The organism is Aquimarina mytili (assembly GCF_016735115.1).
GTDB classification, from domain to species: domain Bacteria; phylum Bacteroidota; class Bacteroidia; order Flavobacteriales; family Flavobacteriaceae; genus Aquimarina; species Aquimarina mytili.
The window spans coordinates 363,443-385,074 of record NZ_JAERQJ010000002.1 but is presented as its reverse complement, the minus strand read 5'-3'; the positions used below and the strand labels follow the sequence as shown (position 1 = coordinate 385,074).

Genomic DNA, 21,632 nt, shown 5'->3' with positions numbered 1-21,632 from the left:
CGGTAATATTGCATTTTAATTTTTGATTAAAAAGGTAGTGTTAACTTTTGTATCTTAGTTTTAAAGCAGAAAAATAAATGGCTGATCTTAAAAAAATAAATTGGGCAATTTTGGTTTCAGGTTGGGGGAAAAGTGCACTTGATACATTAGAGGCTTATGAAAAAGGAACATTTAAAAAAAGTAATATTTCTGTTTTGATTTATGAGCAAGAACCATGCGGAGCGGCAGAAAAAGCACAAGAAATAGGTATAGAAACTATACGATTGATTAAAAAGGATTTTCCTAATTTAATTTCATACCAAAAAAAACTGATCGAAGAACTGAAAAAAAGAAATATTGATTATATCTTTATGCTCGCTTATAAGTACCTTATTAAAGATGAAATGTTAACTGCTTTCCCCAACAGAATACTTAATATTCATCCCTCGCTTTTCCCCAGTTTTTTAGGTACCCAAACGGCTATTCAGGATGCATTGGAGTATGGTGTTAAGATTACAGGAATTACAACTCATATTATTGATGATAAACTGGATGAAGGGATTATTCTTTGTCAAGAACCTATACGAATTAAAGAAGGTGATACTTTTGAAACATTGTATCCCAAATTTGGAAAGAAAGGGCAAAAAATAATTAGAAAAACAATTAAGAAAATAGAAAAAAATAATCTTTGAGTGATTTCGAAGATCAAGCACAATAAACCATATAAATTATAACCAAAATACCTGACCGGAATTTCTTATGTATAAACTGTTTTTAAAACGTTGCTTTGATTTTTTTGCAGCTTTGATCGGACTTATACTTTTATCCCCGATATTTATTATTGTCGTTATTGTTTTAGTATTTGCTAATCAAGGCAAGCCATTTTTCTTTCAGTCTCGACCAGGTAAAGGAGAGAAGTTGTTCAAGATTATTAAATTAAAAACAATGAATGACAAAAAAGATAAAGATGGAGAGTTGTTGCCCTATGAAGATAGAATTACAAGAACTGGAGCTTTTGTTAGAAAGTATTCTTTGGATGAAATCCCTCAATTATTTAATGTGCTAAAAGGCGATATGAGCGTTATTGGCCCTAGGCCTTTATTAGAGCAGTATTTACCTTTGTATAAAGATTGGCAAAGGCGTAGGCATGATGTTAAACCTGGTATTACGGGTTGGGCACAAGTAAATGGAAGAAATGCAATTAGTTGGAAACAGAAATTCGAATATGATACATGGTATGTAGATAATTTATCGTTTCTCTTAGATGTAAAAATAGTTTTTATGACTATAAAAAAGGTTGTTTTAAAAGAAGGAGTAAATAGTCAGGATAATCTTAATATGCCTGTATTTACTGGTGGAGATGATGAATAATTTAATATACAATAGTAACGCAATTAGTAACCCCAAAACATAGGTATATAGGAAAAAAATACTCAAGATTATGAATAATAATCCTTTTTGCTTACCGGTATTTACCGATAAGTGGATTAAACATTTTAATACATCGGGACAAGAAAAAAGATTTGACTTTATAGAAAATGTTTCTTTTGTAAAGAAATCCTTTTTGCCAGTCTATATTAATGTTGGTAAAAATCTTACTAAAGGGATATCGTATAAATTTTCTAATACAGGAAAAGATTTTAAGAAAAAAGTGTTCTTGCTTTATGACGTTCCAGATTATTTTGAGTTAGATACTACTCATAATTTTTCGTCATTAAAAACAATCGATATTCAACAATATCCTGGGTATTTGGTGGGTACATCTCAATATCCAGATATAACCGCCTTCAAGAAAAGTAGATTCGGAAAAAGTAGCCTTGCTAAGGTCAATAAGTATAAACGTAAGTTAGAATCTAGTTTTGATATTACATATACCCTATATTATGGAGATATATCAAGAGAAACCTATGATTTAGTCTTCGATAAATTCAAAGAGCTTCTAGAAAAAAGATTTTCAGAGATACATGTTCATAATAATAACCTCGATCCTGACGAATGGGAGTTTTATTATGATGTTATTTATGATATGATCCTGCAAAAAAAAGCTTCAATATATGTAATATATGATGGGGATAAACCTATTGCAGGTTCAATTAATTATCATTTTGATAAGGTTGCAATAGGAGCAATAATGGCGTATGATATAGATTATTCTAAGTTTTATTTAGGATTTACAATAATACATAAGCTTCTGGAATGGGCTATCGATAATGGACTTGAGATTTTTGATTTTTCGAAAGGTAAATTTGGGTATAAAACACAATGGAGTGATCAAGAATATTATTTCTCGTATCATATATTATATGATAGTAGTTCGTTGTTGGCTAATTTATTATCATCAATCATGTCGCTCTATTTTAGACTTAAAGTAAACTTAAGAGAAAGAAATATAGGCATGTTAAAAAACAAACTTTTGTTTTTCTTTAAAAAGAAGAAAAAGAGGGCAACTAAAGATTATAAAATAAGTGAGTTTGACGACACCATTGATAGTCAAAAATTTAGTAAAGTTTCTTTTGATGTAAAGACTCTGGAGTATTTGAAAAGAATAACATATGATTTCTTATATTCACGATCAGAGCATATACGGGATATTGAAATTTTTCAAGATTTGAATGATAAAAAAACATTTGTTATTCTTGGTAAATCAGCCAAACAGAAGGTTACTTTTGAATAAAATTATAAATAATGTAAAATTTGATGTTTTAAGAAATTATTTTATTTTACTTATTTCGAGTAGTAGTTATAAAAAAAATGAATGGATAAAATTCTAATTATTGGTGCGTCTGGTCATGCTAAAGTAGTAGCAGATACTATAGAGCTTAATGGCGTATATGAGATTTACGGTTTTGTCGATTCTTTTAAGACCAAAGGAGAAAAAGTTTTAGGTTATGAAGTTTTGGGTACGGAAGAAATAATACCAGATTTGTTTAAGAAGGGTATTACAAAATGTGTGATTGCCATTGGGGATAACTGGTTAAGAAGCTCGATGTATTATAAAATTAAAAAAATTGTTCCCGATTTTGAGTTTGTTTCTATCGTCCACCCTTCAGCTATTGTTAGTCAATATGCTTCAATAGGAAAAGGAACAGTTATATTAAATTCTAGTAAGATAAATGCAGATGCGAAGGTTGGGGATTTTTGCATTATTAATACAAATGCTAACTTGGGACATGATAGTGTTATGGAAAATTTTTCAAGTCTAGCACCTAGTGCTACGATAGGAGGGACGGTCGCAATAGGAGAGTTTTCTGCAATATCTATGGGGGCTACAGTAATTCAAAATTTATCAATTGGAAAACATACCGTTATTGGAGCTGGTGCTGTAGTGACCTATGATATCATTAGCCATTGTATAGCGTATGGAGTGCCAGCTAGAGTGATTAGAAAAAGAGAAATGGGAGAAAATTATTTTAATAGTACTACGTGTACAAATATTGATTTTGTAGGATACAGGATAGAAAATGAAGAAGATCTGGAGAAGTATAAAAAAATAGTTGATTCTTTAAATAATTCAAATCCTTTTTACAAAACAGAGTTGTTGGGGACTTCAGATATGAATATTCATCAGTTGTGCTATTTTGTGTTGAAAAAGGACGGTGTTCCGGTTGTAGTAATGCCTTTTTATGAAAGGGATATTTTGATCGATGGAGAAAAAACGCAGTATAAAGACGTAATATCGCCTTATGGATATAGTGGGCCTTTATATAATCAAAAAAAGGTTGGTGTAGAATTAATACAGCAGTTTTGGGAAAGAGTTGATCAATGGTACCTTGAAAAAAATATCGTAAGTGAATTCATTCGGTTTAGCCTTAATGAAAACTATCTAAAATACTCCGGAGAGTTGATTCCTAGTTTAAAAAATGTAAAAGGGGTAATTGTTGATGAAGAACAACAATGGAATAATTTTAAACCTAAGGTTAGAAATAATTATAGAAAAGCTGTCCAGGAAGAATTACAAATAGAAATTTTTGAAGCCCCAATATCATTAGAAGTAATTAAGGACTTTTATGATATTTACATACAAACGATGCAGCGTATCAATGCGCATGACCAGTACTTTTTTTATATAGATTATTTTACAAACTTCATTTCTGAAAACCCAGATAATGCAATAATTGCAATTGTGTATAAGGAATCGGTTCCTATTTCGACAGAATTAATATTAAAAGGAGAAAATACATTATATTCTTATTTAGGAGGAACACTTTCTGAGTACTTCTATACTAGACCAAATGATTTTCTGAAAATAGAAATGATGAAATGGGCAAGGGAAAACGGGTATAAGTATTATGTACTTGGCGGTGGTAGAGTAGATGGAGATGGATTGTATAAATATAAAAAATCATTTTTTCCAAGTGATGAAGATATTGTATACTATACCGGAAGAAAAATCGTGAATTCAGATATTTATAACGAGCTTAGTTTAAAAAGTAAAGTAAATGAATTGCTCGATGTAGACGATATTAGAAATGGTTATTTTCCACTATATAGACAAAATGAATAAATATGAGTTTGTCAGTCTTAAATATTGAGGTTATTGAAGAAAAGTTAGAATGGCAAAACCTATTAAACAGGGTAAAGTATTATGATTTTTATCATACTTATGATTATCATCAACTTTCTAAAGCAATAGATGAAAAGCCAATTCTAATAAAATACGAAGATAATGGTACTGTGATCGGATTACCTTTACTGTTAAGGAAGATTTTTGATACAGAGTATTATGATGTTACTTCGGTTTATGGCTATGCTGGTCCCTTGCATAATAATATAGATGCCTCGTTTGATAATTCTGATTTTATCAGTCAACTCAATCAATTTTTTTATGAGAAAAAAGTGGTTTCGGTATTCTCTAGATTAAATCCTTTTATAAAAAACCAAGAAGCAATTTTAGGAGAGTTAGGAGATTTGATAGAATTAGGTAAGGTTGTAAATATAGATTTGACTCAAGATGTAGATACGCAGAGAAGTGTCTTTTCTAAAACTACAAAGAGATATATTAATAAAGGTAGAAGGTTGTGTTCTATAAGGCACAGTAATTCAAAAGAAGATATATCAGCGTTCATTAAACTCTATTATGAAAATATGGATAGAGTTAATGCAAAAAAGAACTATTATTTTACCGAGGAGTATTTTGATTACTTCATAAACAGTGATGACTTTCAAACTGATGTGTTGTTAGCTACGTATAATGAAACTAATGAAATTATTTCTGCCGCAATGATGGTTAAAACTAATGATATTGTTCAATATCATATTTCTGGTACTCGAAATGATTATCTATACCTTACTCCGATTCGTATATTGATTGATGAAATGCGAATCAATGCGACTTCAAAAAAGTATAAGTATTTTAATCTGGGTGGTGGCCTGGGGGCATCTGAAGATTCTTTATTTAGATTTAAATCTTCATTTTCTAAAGATTACAAGGTTTTTAAGGTGTGGAAATATATTGTTAATCAAGAAATATATGATCAGCTAACAGAGCAATATGCAACTCTTGATAACGAAACAGATTTCTTTCCGCTATATAGAGCAAAATAGTAGGTCTATTTGTGGTTGATGTATTCTGAAATTAGTGAAGCAATAATATCTCTGCCATGATTATTCCAATGTTGATCATAAATTAGAGTATTCGGTTGATTGGAGCTTTGAAATGCTTCAGAAAAATCTATGAAATCAAAATTATTTTCTTTGAGGTAAACTATAAAATCAGGGCTTGCAATTTTTGAATCAAGAAGCAAAACAAAACGATCCTTGTCATATCCATATGTGGTAATCAGGCTTTTAAAGTTATCAATATACTTCTTGTTCTTATTGATATTTGTATTGCTGTTGTTTTGTGTTATATGCTTTGTGTTATTGCCTTTTATGCTGTTAATACTCTTTGTGATAAGTTGCTTTATTGGTGCGAATACTCCGATACTTTTACTATACACTAATAGTTTACTTTTTTTTAATGCTTTGTTCAAAGGTGATTCTAATGCAAGTCTGTCTCTAACAATGTTGTAAGAACCGCGAGTTAGATCATCAGAAAATTTTATGTATATAACTACATGGTCTATTACATCAAATTGTTCTTTGTATTTGTGGATGAGGTGTAATTGATCTGCCATATCATATCCAGCATAACCGTATTCATAAACCTCTGTTTCTGGTAATGCATTTTCTACTTTTTTTCCTATCGAATTAAAATAATCCTGATGAAAACCTTCAATAAAAGAATCTCCTACAATGGCAATCTCGATTTTATCTTTTGTCGGAGTAAACTCTCGATATGAATTAAATCCAGAACTATTGATTTTGTATTCAGAGAAATTCTGTTTTCGATTTCCTGTCACTGAAAACCCATGCTGATTCGGCTCCCATTTTTCTACACCATATTGATCTAAATAACGTGTAGGGTTATCTTTTCCCAAATGAAATATTCTTACCAAAATTTCTAATGCGATTATAAGAAGAAACCCATATACAATGCTTTTTTTAAGTAATTTTTTCATCATTTCAGGTTTTAAAATTGAAAGTAAATAAATGATCGGTCTATTTGATCATCATAAAATAAAAGTATCGCTAATAGAAGTATGGCATAAATTAAAAACCTAAAATATCGTGATTTAAAATCAAAAGGAACTCTTTCGTCTTTTCTAATACAATACTCGTACATCACAAATAGAATAATTATGATAAAATAGTCTATCATTCTATAGCCAGATGGGTGAGCGTATTTTAATACAATGTCGTTACTAAAAATTGCTTTCAAATATGCCCAGGCATGTGTTAAGGAAGAAGCTCTGAAAAAAATCCATGAAAATGTTACTAATATAAACGTAGTCAAGATTTGAAAGAGCTCTTTAAGTGAAGGGAGTATCGTTTTTTCTGCAATGGTTGAACTAAGGTATGTTCTGTTGTTATTGGTTAGCAAAAGTGGTAAAAACAGTAAAGCATGTATACCTCCCCATATAATAAAAGTCCAATTGGCACCATGCCAAAAACCACTGACTAAGAAAATAATAAATACATTTCTTATAGAAATCCATCGGTTTACTTTAGAACCACCAAGAGGAATATACAAGTAGTCTCGAAACCATCTAGATAGAGAAATATGCCATCTACGCCAAAACTCTGCAATATTTCTTGAAAAGTATGGAAATTTAAAGTTTGGACTCAATTCAATCCCAAACAATTTTGCCGTTCCAATTGCGATGTCAGAATAACCGCTGAAGTCTCCATAAATCTGAAAAGAAAAGAAGAAAACACCCATTATAAGAGTACTTGGTGAATATTGGCTATAATTGGCGAATATATCATCTACAAGCGGCGCAAGAGCATCTGCAATGACTAATTTTTTGAAGAAACCCCATAAAATAAGTTTGAGTCCTTCAACGGCTTGAAGATAGTTAAATGTTCTTTTGTTTAAAATTTGGGGGAGAAGGTTAGAGGCTCTTTCAATGGGGCCGGCAACCAATTGAGGGAAAAAGCTTACAAAGGTGGCGAAAGATATAAAATCTCGGGTTGGTGTAATCTTTTTATGATAGATGTCAAAAGAATATGACATGGTCTGAAATGTATAAAATGAAATCCCTACGGGTAATATAATCTTTAAAGTCCAGGTGCTATGTATGGTATATCCAAATATAGATGCTAGATCTATCCAAGAGTCTATAAAGAAATTAAAATATTTGAAGAACCCCAGAAGCCCTACGTTAAATAGAATACTAAGCCATAACCAGCTTTTTTTATTTCTTGCTGTTGAGCTGGAGTGTATACGTTGCCCTACAAAAAAATCAACAATAGTACTGGCTAGTATAAGAAACAGAAACCTCCAATCCCAGAAACCGTAGAAAAAATAACTGGCAATAAGTAAAAACCAGTTTTGAGTTTGTAATTTTTTATTAAAAACTGCCCAATAGATAAAAAATACAACCGGCAAAAATATGATATACTCTAAAGAATTAAATAACATCCTGCATAGTTTATTTATATTATTTTATGGAGTTGTTTTTTATATAAAAAGGTGTTGCGATAATATTTGAAGTGTGTAAATTTTATGTATTTAATTAAATAAATCAAGATTTATTATTATAATTTTTGATGGAGTATGGAGTTTTATGTCAAATGTATGGATAAACTGTGATATGAGAAGAGGGGGAAATACCCCTTTAAAAATAGGTGTTATCCTAGTTTGGTTTTAATAAAAAAGGAGTAATATTGTACTGTTAATTAATTTTTCTATATGATTAATTGTTTGAAGTATGGAGGTGTGTTTTCGGGGAATTTTTATGTTAAAGAGTGTTAATTTGAATTCGCTTGATCAGAATTAGTCATATTGTTTAGATTTTGTTAATCATAGAGGGTAAAGCCTTGTAGGTTAATATAATACTTTTCTTACGGGACTAACGTATTTTGATTATTTTTTTAAAGTAATATGAGTCATTAAACGTATTTTTAAGTATTCTATCTAAAAAGTAAAAAAATAAATAGAAAATTGATTTAACTGAGCTATTTTAGCCAAGGAAAATAAAATTTTAAGTAATTTCAAAAAAGGAAGTTTCTACCCCCTTCTTCCAGCGTTTTTTAGATTGTCATGAAAAAGTTTTTTGGTTATATATTATTGTTATATATATAACCGAATAGAGAATTATTGTTCATTATTAATGGGAAAATTATGAATGCAATTGATTCAAAAAGGATATGGCTTTCTTCACCGCATATGGGTGGAACAGAGCAAAAATTCGTAAAAGAAGCATTTGATACAAATTGGGTAGCCCCACTAGGGCCAAACGTTAATGGATTTGAAGAGGACATTGAAACCTATTTAAATAATGACGTTCATGTAGCAGCATTGAGTTCTGGTACAGCTTCATTACATCTTGGATTAAAGTTATTAGGGGTTACAACAGGAGATGAGGTGCTATGTCAAAGTATGACATTTGCGGCTTCAGCTAATCCTATTGTGTATTTAGGCGCAAAACCAGTTTTTATTGATAGCGAAAAGGAAACATGGAACATGTGTCCTGAGCAACTTGAGATAGCAATCAAAGATAGAATTGCTAAAGGTAAAAAACCAAAAGCGATAGTTGCAGTGCACTTATATGGTATGCCTTATCAAGTAGAAGCAATTCATCGTATTGCTTCAGAATATAGAATTCCTGTATTAGAAGATAGTGCAGAAGCCTTAGGGAGTTCATATCACGGAGTTAAGTGTGGGACTTTTGGGGATATTGCTATTCTTTCTTTTAATGGAAATAAAATTATTACGACTTCTGGTGGTGGTGCTCTCGTATCTAAACATCAGAAACATAAAGAAAAATCAATTTTTTTGGCAACTCAAGCCAGAGATGAAGCTCCTCATTACCAGCATTCCGAAATTGGATATAATTATAGAATGAGCAATATCACTGCGGGTATTGGTCGTGGTCAAATGGAAGTGCTTGATACTCATGTTGAGTATAGACGTAGAAATTTTGATTTTTATAAAAAACATTTAGGAGATTCTTCAGAAATAAAATTTTTAGAGGAGCCATCGGGTTATTATTCCAATAGATGGCTTACCTGTATTGAAACGAGCTCCTATAAACTACGAGAAGGAATAAGGCTGTTATTAGCAGAAGAAAATATTGAATCTAGACCACTATGGAAACCCATGCATCAACAAGCGGTATTTACGGATTGTGATGCGTACCTCAATGGGATCTCTGATGATCTATTTGATCGTGGACTTTGCTTACCAAGCGGGTCAAATCTTGAAGAAGATGATTTATATAGAATTGTATCAGTTATTAAAAATATATTGAGATGATTAAGAACTACCTAATAAATAATTCACATAAGCATGCATCTAAGTGGTTAGTATTATTGATAGATGTAGTGATCACTATTTTCAATTTCTTTTTAGCCTATATCATTAGATTTGGTATTACACTTAATTTTGATACCTCTAATTTGATATATCAAATTCCTGTTGTAGCGGCTTTGTCAGCTCTAAGTTTTCTTTTAATAGGCTCTTACAAAGGAGTGGTAAGACATACAGGAATGCGAGATGCGTATAACCTGTTCCTTGCGGTTACAGTTTTAATTGCGCTAACTGGGTTTTTAATGGTTTCTAGTAGGCTTTCATTAATGCCAGAGTTGTTAAACATTCCTGTTTCGATAATTTGTATACATTATATGTTAAATATTATTACGCTTACTACAAGTCGTTTAATATTTAAATATTGCTACTATTATGTAAAATCGAAAATAGGTGAGTCTTCAAGAATATTGATTTATGGAGCAGGGGATTCTGGATTAATTACACTGGCTGCAATTACTAATGATTCTAATAGATCTTCTTTGTCCGTCGTTGGTTTTATCGATGACAATTCTCAAAAAATTGGGAAGACGATAAATGGAATAAAAGTATACTCATCTAAAGCGGTAAATAATAATTTTCTGACTAAGAATAATATTAAAGAGATTATAGTTTCTATACCACATATAAGTAAAAAGAGATTATCTGAAATCTCTGATGATTTATTGAAACTACCTGTAAAAGTAAAAATAATACCAGCTGTTAATGATTGGATAGATGGTAAGTTAAAGGTTTCACAGATTAAAGAAATTGAAATCGAGGATTTACTGGATCGGGCTCCAATTAACATGGATAATCAAAATATCAAAAGAGAGCTCGATGATAAAGTAATCATGATTACTGGAGCAGCAGGTTCTATTGGTAGTGAGATCGTTAGACAAGCTTCGTATTATAATTACAAAAATTTAATCTTAGTTGATCAGGCAGAATCACCATTGTATGATTTGCAGCAAGAATTGTTGAGTAAAGGAATCACTAATTTTACTCCTATAGTAGCAGATATTCGTGATCATCAGCGTGTAGAAACTATTTTTGAGAAGTATAGACCTAATATGGTTTTTCATGCAGCGGCATACAAGCATGTTCCTTTAATGGAGGCTAATCCTTGCGAAGCTATAAAAATAAATGTTCTGGGTACACGAAAACTGGCTGATTTATCATCACAATTTGGTGTCGATAAATTTGTCTTCGTGTCTACCGATAAAGCGGTGAATCCAACCAATGTTATGGGGGCCACAAAGAGGGTTGCAGAAATGTATATCAAGTGTCTTCATAAAACAAGTAAGACTAAATTTATTACTACTAGATTTGGTAATGTTTTAGGCTCTAATGGATCTGTGATACCATTGTTCAAAAAACAAATAGCAAAAGGAGGACCATTAACGGTAACTCACAAGGATGTTACACGATTTTTTATGACAATTCCTGAAGCTTCACAACTGGTTATAGAGGCAGGTACAATGGGTAATGGAGGAGAGATTTTCATTTTTGACATGGGTGAATCTGTTAAAATATTTGACCTTGCAAAGAAAATGATAAGATTGTCAGATCTTAGATATCCAGAGGATATAGATATCAAAATCACAGGATTAAGACCAGGAGAGAAGCTATACGAAGAATTGTTAGCTGATACGGAAAATACGTTACCTACATACCACAAAAAAATTATGATCAGTAGATTTGATGATAATGATTGTGCAAATGTAAAGGATAAAATAGATGATTTATGTATTATGAATTTACTGAATCAGGATCATCAGATTGTTGGAAAATTAAAAGAAATTGTACCGGAATACATTTCTAATAATTCTACTTTCGAGAGTATTGATAAAATTAATAAGGATACTGTGCAAACTAAACAAGAAATTCTTGCTTAATTCTTTTTAAGGAATACGAGTAAGGTGTATTTTAGTTTTGTAAAAGTGTAAGGGATTTTTAGACTAATTATCGCTATCTATAAACAAACAGTGAAGTGTTTTTTTACATGTTCACTGTATCACTATTATGTTTAGTGTAAAAAAAAGGAATAAATAGAAACAGATAAGGCAAAATTCCATTGCTAAACTAAATAAAGTTATATTTTTGTGCATTATTCCTAAATTTACCTTTAAACTATTAATGATATGCGATATAGATTTTTGTTTTTACTTCTATTGCTAATTTCAGTTTTTTCCTGTAAGGTTCCTGGAGATGTAGTGTATTTTCAGGATTCAGAAAATTTGGAACAAATTGCTTCAACCAATTCTTTTACTCCTGTTTTTAAAGTAGATGATATTGTTAGTATATTAGTTTCTGCATCAGATATGGATGCGGCGCGACCTTTTAATCTTATGGGAGGATCATCTATCTCGGGTGGTGCAGAAAATGGAGGAAGTACTGGATCTGGCGGTGGCGGTTCTAGCGAACCTACGTATCTTATCGATGAAGAAGGGAATATCGATTTTCCTGTTTTAGGTAAATTAAAGATTTCTGGATTGACTCGTATTGAAGCAAAAGAAATGATTAAAGAAAAACTGAAAGTCTATATTAATGACCCCATTGTGAGTGTTAGGCTTCAAAATTTTAAAATCACAGTTTTAGGTGAAGTAAGTAGTCCGGGAGCATATACAATACCAAATGAACGGGTAACAATCATAGAAGCCCTGGGAATGGCTGGAGATTTAACAATCAAAGGAAAAAGGGCAAATGTGATGGTAATTAGAGAAAATGAAGGAGTGAACACATACCATAGAGTAGATCTTACGTCTAAAACCATTTTTGAGTCGCCAGTATATTACTTAGCTCAAAATGATGTTCTTTATGTTGAACCAAATAATGCGCAAATACGAACGTCTAAAGCGAATAGCAATACCCTAGCTATTATTTTAAGTTTGTTTGGTGTTGTCGTAACTACAATAGGATTGATCATAAGATAAAGTACATGATTACCAATAATAATAACACACCAGTTGTAAATAACGAATTTAAGGCAACATCAGGATTTGGGTTTAATCTAAGAGATCAAATTATAAAATATCTAAAAAAATGGTATTGGTTTGCTCTTAGCGTTACAATCTTTGTGGCGTTAGCTTACCTTAAAGTTAGATATACTATTCCACAGTATAATATCTCATCTACCATAATGATATCCCAAGATGATAACATTAGCGAATCCGAACTTGCAGCTTTTAAGGATTTAGGACTTGTAAATAACACGCAAAGTACTATATCTAATGAAGTTCAAATTATTAAATCAAGAACATTAATTACAAATGTTGTTAATAATTTGAAGCTTAATGTTCGATATTTCTCTGAAGGTAGAATATTAGAGATAGAAAATTATCCAAAATCTTTGGTAGAGATCAACTTTTTATCACATGATTCCATTGTCCATACCAAGTCTAGAGTATTTCATGTTAGAATAGACTCAAATACATCTTTTTCATTTCTTGATGAAAAAGGTAAATTATTAAGTGGCCATGCCTTTGGTAATACAGTAAATGATAAAAGTATTGGTGATATTGTAATTACACCAAGCATTGATGATATAGAATCAAGTATCGGAAAGATTATTAAAATTAAGATTACTCCGGTTAACTTAGTAACTGAAGCATACAGGAATAAGTTATTGATTTTGCCTCTTAAAAACTCGTCTACGGTTAAACTTTCTTTAAACGATCCAGTTAAAGAAAAAGCAAAAGATATCATTAATAATCTAGTCGAAGAATATAATAAGGCTACGATAGAAAATAAGAAACAAATATCGGCACGTACTGCTGATTTTATTAATGAACGATTGAATCTTATTTCTGGTGACTTATCCGAAGTTGATGATGAGGCGGCAGGCTACTTATCTCGTTACGGTTTAACAAGTGATATTAGTGCCCAAACGCAAAGAGTTGCAGATATCGATACAAGAAATGTTCAACAAATTGCGCAATTAAATACTCAGCTTAATTTAATAGAATCTATGCGTAGATTTGTATTGAGTCAGGATGGGAGATTTGATCTGGTTCCTGCAAATTTGGGGTTTGACGATGCTACAATTTCGACCACAGTATCTCGATATAATGGACTGATCCTGCAGCGTAAACGATTGTTAAAAACGTCAAGTGTGCAAAATCCAGTTGTTGTAAATATTGATCAGCAAATTGATGGCCTACGACAAGTTTTAATCGGAAGTTTAAATAGTTTAAAAAGCTCAATTAATATTCAATTAAATAGTCTTAGAACACAAGACAAATATTTTAGTGGTCAGTTGTATAGTGCTCCAATACGAGAAAAGGAAGTAAGAGTTATAGAAAGAGAACAAACAATTAAAGAACAACTTTATCTTTACTTGTTGCAAAAGAGAGAAGAGGCCCAGATAACGAGTCATGTTACACTATCTAATGCCAGAGTAATTGATAAAGCATCTACTTTGGGATCATATCCTATATCTCCAAACAGAAAAGTAATATATGCCGGGGCATTATTTCTTGGTTTACTTTTACCTTTTATGGTTATTTATTTATCTGATTTGTTTAATGTGAAGGTAAGTTCTAGAGAGGATTTGGAAAAAGTGCTTTCTATGCCAATTATTGGCTCTATACCTAAGGTTAAATCTAAGAAAAGAATTGTTATTTCTCAAAACGACAGATCTTCAATTGCTGAAGCATTTAGGATTTTAAGAACAAATCTTGGTTTCTTGATGGCCGGTACAAATAAAAGCATGGGGAAGGTTATTTTTGTTACCTCTACAATTTCTGGAGAGGGGAAAACATTAATTTCTTCTAATTTGGCCAAAATATTAGCAATTTCTGGTAATAAAGTTGTCTACTTAGGAACGGATTTAAGAGATCCTAAATTTCATAAGTTTTTAGATTTACCTAACGGAAAAGATACTAAGGGATTAACCAATTATATCATGAATGATGCGTTAACGCCAGAAGATGTAATCTATTCGGATAGAGATAAAGACTTATTCGACATTATTCCATCGGGTGCGATACCGCCAAATCCTGCAGAATTGTTAATGCAACCAAGAGTTGAAAAAATGTTTAAGTATTTAGAGAGTAAATATGATTACATAGTAGTAGATACGGCTCCAGTTAGTTTAGTGGCTGATACACTTTTGATTAGTCATTTTTCAGACCTAAGTATATACATAGTACGAGAAAATTATACAGATAAGAGAGTCTTACAAATGCCTGAAAATTTCTACAGAGACAAAAGATTGCCAAATGTAGCTGTATTACTTAATGCCGCTGGAAATCAAGCAGGGTATAATTATGGGTACGGTTACGGTAAAAAGAATTAAGAGAAAACACAGTTGTTTTTCATTAAAGAATTGATTTTCTTAGAAACGTTTGGATTAAAACCTTTTTCAAGTATTCCTAATTGGTGGTAATTATGGACATCTGTACCAGTAAAATCGATATAATTGTGTTCTATTGGCTTTTTAGCAAAAGCTTTTATATGATCTCCATAGTATCCTGTTAGCGATAATAAGTTCAACTGAAATAGAAACCCAGCTTCTTTTAGGTCATCAAACTTCTTTAAGTCATTGTTATAAAACATATAACGTTCAGGATGTGCTAAAATAGGAGTGTAACCAGCTAGTTTTATTTCAAATATGATTTCATTTAGATTAATAGGTACATTAAAAGTTGACATTTCTACCAGAATGTAATTTTTATGTAGCGGAATAATATCGTTTTCTTTTATTCTTTGATAGAATAAGTCGTCCATCATATATTCGGCACTAGCCTGTAACGTAATATTGTTTATTCCTAAAGTTGGAAGAATTATTTTTAATTGCTCTAACTTATCAAGTATGATTTGCGATGTATTGGGCCATATTTCTTGTATGACATGCGGAGTAGTAATTATTTTTTTTACACCAATCTTTTCAAACTGTTCTATGATATATGCAGATTGATATACCGTTTTAACCCCATCATCTATTCCGGGAAGTAAATGTGAATGAATATCAACATAATTTTCAGGAACAATCTCACTAAATGGAATTTCTTTCTTGTTTAAAAACAGCAATGCAATTATTGATTGGGGTGAATTAAATAATACCTTACTACAAAATCTAGTAAGTATTGTAAAAATAGCGATTAATATGCATAAAAAAAACTGTTTAGCAACCGAGAAGCGCTAAACAGTTTAATTATAATTTAATTCTATGACCGTTACTGTCTTGTAATATCTCCAGATCCTGATACTTTCTTGTCTTCTAGTTCAGGGTTTCCTTTGTATAATATATCTCCAGATCCGGTTATTCTAGCTTTAATAGATGATGTTGCGGTAACATGTATGTCTCCTGATCCTGTTACCGAAGCAACTACTTCTTTGGCTTTTAGTTGATACGCTTCAAGATCACCAGATCCCGTAACTTTACAATCAAAACTTTCTGAAGCTCCGCTTAAAGATAGATCTCCGCTTCCAGTTACATACCCTTCGGTAGATTGTGCTTCTACGTTAAGTTTTATGTCACCAGATCCAGATATTCCAGTCTTAAAATTTGTAGCTTTTATGGTGTCTGAACTATAAATATCACCAGACCCTGATAAGGTTACTTTGCTTATATCCTTAAACGGAACCGTTACCAAAAGTTTTTTACCTTTAGAAACTTTTAGGTAATACCCTTTCTTCACATAAATTTTTAAAACACCATCCTCTACTTCAGTAAGTACATATTCTATAAGGTTACTTTCGCCTTCAATTTTTATTTCTCCCTCTGTACCAGAAACTAATGATACATCCAGGCTTCCTTTTAACTTGATGACATCATAATCAGAAATGTTCCTGTTTTTTGTCGCCATTTCACCATTACCGCTTATTTTTTTCCCGTTTCCCCACCATTGCGCATGTAAAGAAGTTGTAATGCTCATTAGGATACTTAAAATTATTATTGCTGTTCTCATTTGATTGAATATTAGTGAATTAATGTTGTGTTTTCTTAATTAGTTTTGTCGTAACTTGATTCCTCCGTAACTTGAAGAAATAGTAACGGTTCCTCCGCTATCCGCTTTGCCGTGATAGCCTTGATAATCTTTTTTGGAGCTTTTTACGTATTTTTTCTGAACATTGATGCTTTCATCAACATTAATGCCTCCATATGATGTTTTAATATCGAAGTTAAAATTACAATCATTTTCATATCCTATTTCTACGCCCGTATAATTACTTTTAATAGTAACATTTTTAAAAGAAGATTGTAACGCTTGCACATCTATAGAACCGTATGAGGAAGTGATACTCAAGTCTTCAGAGATACTTCCAATCCTAATCCCTACATAGTCCGAATCCCCAAAAACCTTATCAGCATTCTCAATTGATAAACTACCATAGTCACAATTGTAGTTTAAGTGCTTCACCGATTTAAATTTTGATTTTGTGTAATCTGCATTTAGGTCAATTTCATCACCATTTCCAATTTCTAGATCAGAATAGTCAGCATTGATCTTACCGGTTTTCATATATTTTATAGAGCTATTATTAGTATAATCTATATTGATATAATTGTCGTTTGCCAATAGCTCTCCAACTATGATTTGACCATAGTCACAATTAATTTTTGCATTGCCTTCAATTTTATCCAAGGTTATATTACCATAGTCATTATTGAGGTCTACCTTGTTTGTAATAGGAACTTTTACCGTATAGTTAATTTTCATATTGAGACCATTGCTCCAGCCACTGGTCCATTTATCCCACCAAGAACTATTGTTTTTACTAAATGTAGTGGTAGCACTAACCATTTGAGAAGAGGCTTCAAATTCTACATCAATAGATTCTAGTTTTTTGATTACTTTTTCCTCGTTATTACCACTTACTTTGATACTAATTTCCATAACAATACGGTTTTCATTCCAAGAAGTGATATCTAAATTGCCATAATCATTACTGATTTTTAATAACGCATCTTTATTTACCGAGAATTCCTTTTTTAAGGTTTTTTCTTTGGTATATTTCCCCTTTAAATCGCCATGATTATTAGCAAGTCCTAGTAAGGGCAGAAATAAAAGTAGAAATATTTTATAGTATAGAGTTTTCATTTTTTGATAATTTATATTCATTAATTTCATTGATTTTTTGAAGCACTTCTTCTAATAGATTTGCACGCTTCTGAAAATTTTTGATCATAGCACTGATTACGCGTTTATCATTTTCGCTACGAACAAGGTCTTCTTTTAAAGTTTCGTAATCAGATTCTAGTTTTGCTATTTGCTTCATAGCATCTGTTACTAACTCTTTAGTTTCTTCTGAAGAAACTTTATTGATTTCTTCTAATTGTATTTGAATGGCCGAAGTGAAAAAACTTTGTGTCTCTTGCATTTGAGGAGAAACACTTGCTAGTTCAGCTTCTGTAGAAGTGTTTGACGGTAGCATTGTAAATGCTATTCCAAACAGAACTGCTATTGAAGCTGCAATAGCGAAAGCTTTATACCAATTTCGTTTTTTAGGTTGCAACGGTATTACTTTATTTTGTTGTTGCAATTTTTCTAAAAACCTTAGTTGATGATCAGCAGAAGGTTCATGTATGTCTAATTGATCTTGCATACGTTTAAATAATTGATCTACTTTATCCTCTTTCATACAAATTGTATTTTTTTTCGTAAGCTTTCTTTTGCGCGCGAAATAAGCGTACGACAATTAGAATATGATATATTCATTATTTGACAGATTTCTTCATAATCATACCCTTCTATAAAGTGTAGTGACAATGCAGTGCTATAGCTATCTTTTAGTTGATGTATTGTACTTAATATTGTATTTGCTTTTACATTATTTAAATCTTCTTCTGTAATTCCATCATCTTCTGAAAGGGAATACTCGACTATTTCTAATGAAACCTCACGATGTATATCATTCTTTCTTGATGCGGTTAAACTCGAATTGATAACTATTTTTTTTAACCAGGCCCCAAACATTTTATCTTCTGTTAGCATAGGCAATTTTGTAAAAGCGGTTAAAAAAGCCTCTTGCATTATATCTTCTGCCTCTGCCGAGTTTTTTAAAATCCTCAGGGCAGTATTATACATTGCTTTATAATAGCGATTATAAATTTCTAGCTGAGCATTTTGATCCTGCTTGCGGCATTTAGCTATTAATTGCTCTGTATTTAGTTGGGTTAGTGTCAAAAAAATAATTTTCTTTTACATAAAGATATAGATTGAATGGTTTTGTTACAGTTTTAAAATATTTTTTTTAAAGTTTATGGCATAACAATTGAAATATAAATACAGAAACCATAAAGAACTTGCTGTTTTAGTAGGTTATATAAGGTTTTTTATATAGCTTATATTAATTTAAAAAAGAATAGTTATTTGTTGTAGTGACAAAATGACTTTTAGATATACATATGACAAAAACCAAATTTACATCGCTTGACAGTTTGTCATTTCAGGAGATAGATCAAGATGCAGAATTGATTCCTTTGTTAACTCCAGAAGATGAAGAGGAAATTGCTAAAGAAGATTTACCAGAGATCTTGCCTATATTACCGTTGCGAAATACTGTTTTGTTTCCTGGTGTAGTTATTCCGATTACTGCGGGTAGAGATAAATCTATTAAGCTTCTTAACGAAGCTAATAATGGAACTAAAACTATTGGAGTAGTTTCTCAAAAAGAAGAAGGAGTAGAAAACCCAACATTAAAAGATATTAATAGAGTAGGTGTAGTGGCTCGTATTCTAAGGGTGTTAAAAATGCCTGACGGAAACACTACAGTAATTCTACAAGGAAAAAAACGATTTGAAATTAATGAAATCGTTGAAGAAAATCCATATATCAAAGCCAAAGTTAGTGAAGTACCTGAAGCAAGACCTGTTAAAGAAAACAAAGAGTTTGGAGCTATAATTGACTCGATTAAAGATCTTGCATTAGAAATTATTAAAGAAAGCCCAAATATTCCTTCAGAAGCATCATTTGCAATTAAGAATATCGAAAGCAATTCTTTTTTAATCAATTTTGTGTCCTCTAATCTTAATCTTCCTGTTGAAGAAAAACAAAAATTGTTAGAAATTAACGATTTAAAAGAAAGAGCATTAGCTACTCTTAAGTTCATGAATGTTGAGTTTCAGAAATTAGAACTCAAAAATGTTATTCAGAGTAAAGTGCAACACGATATGAGCCAGCAGCAACGCGAATATTTCTTGCATCAACAAATGAAAACTATTCAGGAAGAACTTGGTGGAGTATCTCATGAAGATGAGTTAGAAGAGATGCGCGTACGCAGTAAGGATAAAAAATGGGATGAAAAAATACAAAAGCATTTTGACAAAGAGTTGGCCAAAATGCAACGTATGAATCCACAAGTTGCTGAGTATTCTATACAACGCAATTACCTGGATTTATTCCTGGATTTACCATGGAACGAGTTTAGTACAGATAAGTTTGACCTAAAACGCGCTAAAAAGGTATTAGACAGAGATCATTATGGATTAGATGAAGTTAAACGACGTATCATAGAATACCTGGCTGTACTTAAGCTTCGTAATGATATGAAATCTCCAATTCTTTGTTTGTATGGCCCACCAGGTGTTGGTAAAACATCCTTGGGTAAATCTATAGCGGAAGCACTTGGTAGAGAATATGTAAGAATTTCATTAGGAGGACTAAGAGATGAAGCTGAAATAAGAGGTCATAGAAAAACATATATCGGTGCAATGCCGGGTAGGATTATACAAAGTCTTAAAAAAGCTGGCACTAGTAATCCGGTATTTGTTTTAGATGAAATTGATAAATTGTCTGTAGGTAATCAAGGAGATCCTTCTTCGGCCTTGTTAGAGGTTTTAGACCCTGAACAGAATTCAGAGTTTCATGATAATTTCCTCGAAATGGGATTCGATCTATCCAAGGTAATGTTTATTGCTACTTCTAATAGTTTAGGAACGATACAACCTGCATTAAGAGATCGTATGGAGATCATTAATGTAACAGGATATACTATTGAAGAGAAAGTAGAGATTGCAAAGCAACATCTTTTACCAAAACAGTTAGAAGAACATGGCTTAGATACTTCTCATTTAAAAATTGCGAAACCACAACTCGAAAAAATAGTAGAAGGTTATACTAGAGAATCTGGGGTGAGAGGTTTAGAAAAACAAATCGCCAAAATGGTTCGTTTTGCCGCTAAGAATATAGCGATGGAAGAGAAGTATAATATTAAAGTGACTAATGAAGACATTATTGAAGTATTAGGTGCTCCAAAATTAGAGCGTGATAAGTATGAAAATAATGAAGTTGCAGGTGTAGTTACAGGATTAGCGTGGACTAGCGTAGGAGGAGATATATTGTTTATAGAATCAATCTTGTCTAAAGGTAAAGGTAACCTTACCATTACCGGTAATCTAGGTAAAGTAATGAAAGAGTCTGCAACTATTGCAATGGAGTATATAAAAGCGAATGCAGATGAATTAGGTATTAATCCAGATATTTTTGGCAAATATAATGTGCATATTCATGTACCTGAAGGCGCTACGCCTAAAGATGGACCTAGCGCAGGGGTAACTATGCTTACGTCTTTAGTTTCTCTATTTACGCAGCGAAAAGTGAAGAAAAGCCTTGCCATGACTGGTGAAATTACACTAAGAGGTAAAGTACTTCCAGTTGGAGGGATAAAAGAAAAAATCCTTGCGGCCAAGAGAGCACATATAAAGGAGATTTTGCTTTGTGCAGATAATAAACGTGATATAGACGAAATTAAACCTGAATATCTAAAAGGTTTGAAATTTCATTACGTAAAAGATATGGGAGATGTTTTACAGTTAGCATTAACAAAGACTAAAGTCAAAAATGCCAAAAAACTTTAACTAAATAAAAAAGCAGAA

17 protein-coding genes are annotated in these 21,632 nt (G+C 31.7%); 10 read left to right on the top strand and 7 right to left on the bottom strand.

Translation table 11 applies throughout. The features are described 5' to 3' along the window. Window positions 1–77 precede the first annotated feature (77 nt). The 5 genes from purN to JJQ60_RS06545 all read left to right on the top strand — a co-directional run bounded on the left by purN (window position 78) and on the right by JJQ60_RS06545 (window position 5,523). A complete protein-coding gene (gene purN, locus JJQ60_RS06565; protein ID WP_201917906.1) occupies window positions 78–671 on the top strand; it encodes a phosphoribosylglycinamide formyltransferase in 594 nt (197 codons plus the stop codon). 67 nt (window positions 672–738) lie between these two features. Then, a complete protein-coding gene (locus JJQ60_RS06560; protein ID WP_201917904.1) occupies window positions 739–1,350 on the top strand; it encodes a sugar transferase in 612 nt (203 codons plus the stop codon). Between the two features lie 70 nt (window positions 1,351–1,420). Beyond that, window positions 1,421–2,653, top strand: coding sequence for a GNAT family N-acetyltransferase (locus JJQ60_RS06555; protein ID WP_201917902.1), 1,233 nt, complete (start codon window positions 1,421–1,423; stop codon window positions 2,651–2,653). 81 nt (window positions 2,654–2,734) lie between these two features. After that, window positions 2,735–4,483 (top strand): NeuD/PglB/VioB family sugar acetyltransferase, encoded by a 1,749-nt coding sequence (locus JJQ60_RS06550; protein ID WP_201917900.1) that lies wholly within the window; start codon window positions 2,735–2,737, stop codon window positions 4,481–4,483. A gap of 2 nt (window positions 4,484–4,485) precedes the next feature. Continuing rightward, the gene (locus JJQ60_RS06545) at window positions 4,486–5,523 is read left to right on the top strand and encodes a GNAT family N-acetyltransferase (protein WP_201917892.1); all 1,038 of its coding nucleotides are present in this window, start codon (window positions 4,486–4,488) and stop codon (window positions 5,521–5,523) included. Window positions 5,524–5,528: 5 nt separating this feature from the next. Here JJQ60_RS06545 and JJQ60_RS06540 read toward each other — a convergent pair whose 3' ends face one another. Both JJQ60_RS06540 and JJQ60_RS06535 read right to left on the bottom strand, forming a co-directional pair. Then, window positions 5,529–6,479, bottom strand: coding sequence for a hypothetical protein (locus tag JJQ60_RS06540; protein WP_201917890.1), 951 nt, complete (start codon window positions 6,477–6,479; stop codon window positions 5,529–5,531). Between the two features lie 11 nt (window positions 6,480–6,490). Continuing rightward, complete coding sequence (locus JJQ60_RS06535) at window positions 6,491–7,942, bottom strand: MBOAT family O-acyltransferase (RefSeq protein ID WP_201917888.1); 1,452 nt, start codon at window positions 7,940–7,942, stop codon at window positions 6,491–6,493. A gap of 702 nt (window positions 7,943–8,644) precedes the next feature. On the opposite strand from JJQ60_RS06535, the gene JJQ60_RS06530 reads away from it, so the two are divergent. The 4 genes from JJQ60_RS06530 to JJQ60_RS06515 all read left to right on the top strand — a co-directional run bounded on the left by JJQ60_RS06530 (window position 8,645) and on the right by JJQ60_RS06515 (window position 15,107). Beyond that, window positions 8,645–9,778, top strand: coding sequence for a DegT/DnrJ/EryC1/StrS family aminotransferase (locus JJQ60_RS06530; protein ID WP_201917886.1), 1,134 nt, complete (start codon window positions 8,645–8,647; stop codon window positions 9,776–9,778). Then, window positions 9,775–11,706 carry a polysaccharide biosynthesis protein gene (locus JJQ60_RS06525; RefSeq protein ID WP_201917884.1) on the top strand — a complete coding sequence of 644 codons (1,932 nt, stop codon included), beginning with the start codon at window positions 9,775–9,777 and terminating at the stop codon, window positions 11,704–11,706. Before JJQ60_RS06530 ends, JJQ60_RS06525 begins: the two co-directional genes overlap by 4 nt. A 246-nt stretch (window positions 11,707–11,952) precedes the next feature. Next, the gene (locus JJQ60_RS06520; RefSeq protein ID WP_201917883.1) at window positions 11,953–12,744 is read left to right on the top strand and encodes a polysaccharide biosynthesis/export family protein; all 792 of its coding nucleotides are present in this window, start codon (window positions 11,953–11,955) and stop codon (window positions 12,742–12,744) included. Between the two features lie 5 nt (window positions 12,745–12,749). Continuing rightward, the gene (locus JJQ60_RS06515; RefSeq protein WP_201917881.1) at window positions 12,750–15,107 is read left to right on the top strand and encodes a GumC family protein; all 2,358 of its coding nucleotides are present in this window, start codon (window positions 12,750–12,752) and stop codon (window positions 15,105–15,107) included. On the opposite strand, the gene JJQ60_RS06510 is transcribed toward JJQ60_RS06515, so the two are convergent. From JJQ60_RS06510 to JJQ60_RS06490, 5 genes are all read right to left on the bottom strand, one after another. After that, on the bottom strand, window positions 15,104–15,841 hold the full coding sequence (locus tag JJQ60_RS06510) for a tyrosine-protein phosphatase (protein WP_201917878.1): 738 nt from the start codon (window positions 15,839–15,841) through the stop codon (window positions 15,104–15,106). The two genes, JJQ60_RS06515 and JJQ60_RS06510, sit on opposite strands and share 4 nt — an antisense overlap. 146 nt (window positions 15,842–15,987) lie before the next feature. Continuing rightward, window positions 15,988–16,722, bottom strand: a complete 735-nt coding sequence (locus JJQ60_RS06505; protein WP_201917876.1) for a head GIN domain-containing protein — start codon at window positions 16,720–16,722, stop codon at window positions 15,988–15,990. A 39-nt stretch (window positions 16,723–16,761) separates the two neighbouring features. Beyond that, the gene (locus JJQ60_RS06500; protein WP_201917874.1) at window positions 16,762–17,856 is read right to left on the bottom strand and encodes a DUF4097 family beta strand repeat-containing protein; all 1,095 of its coding nucleotides are present in this window, start codon (window positions 17,854–17,856) and stop codon (window positions 16,762–16,764) included. Next, window positions 17,837–18,397 (bottom strand): hypothetical protein, encoded by a 561-nt coding sequence (locus JJQ60_RS06495; RefSeq protein ID WP_201917872.1) that lies wholly within the window; start codon window positions 18,395–18,397, stop codon window positions 17,837–17,839. Before JJQ60_RS06495 ends, JJQ60_RS06500 begins: the two co-directional genes overlap by 20 nt. Continuing rightward, a complete protein-coding gene (locus JJQ60_RS06490; RefSeq protein WP_201917870.1) occupies window positions 18,394–18,942 on the bottom strand; it encodes an RNA polymerase sigma factor in 549 nt (182 codons plus the stop codon). Before JJQ60_RS06490 ends, JJQ60_RS06495 begins: the two co-directional genes overlap by 4 nt. Window positions 18,943–19,163: 221 nt before the next feature. Between JJQ60_RS06490 and lon the strand changes: the two genes are divergently transcribed. Next, on the top strand, window positions 19,164–21,614 hold the full coding sequence (gene lon / locus JJQ60_RS06485) for an endopeptidase La (protein ID WP_201917868.1): 2,451 nt from the start codon (window positions 19,164–19,166) through the stop codon (window positions 21,612–21,614). Window positions 21,615–21,632: the final 18 nt, after the last annotated feature.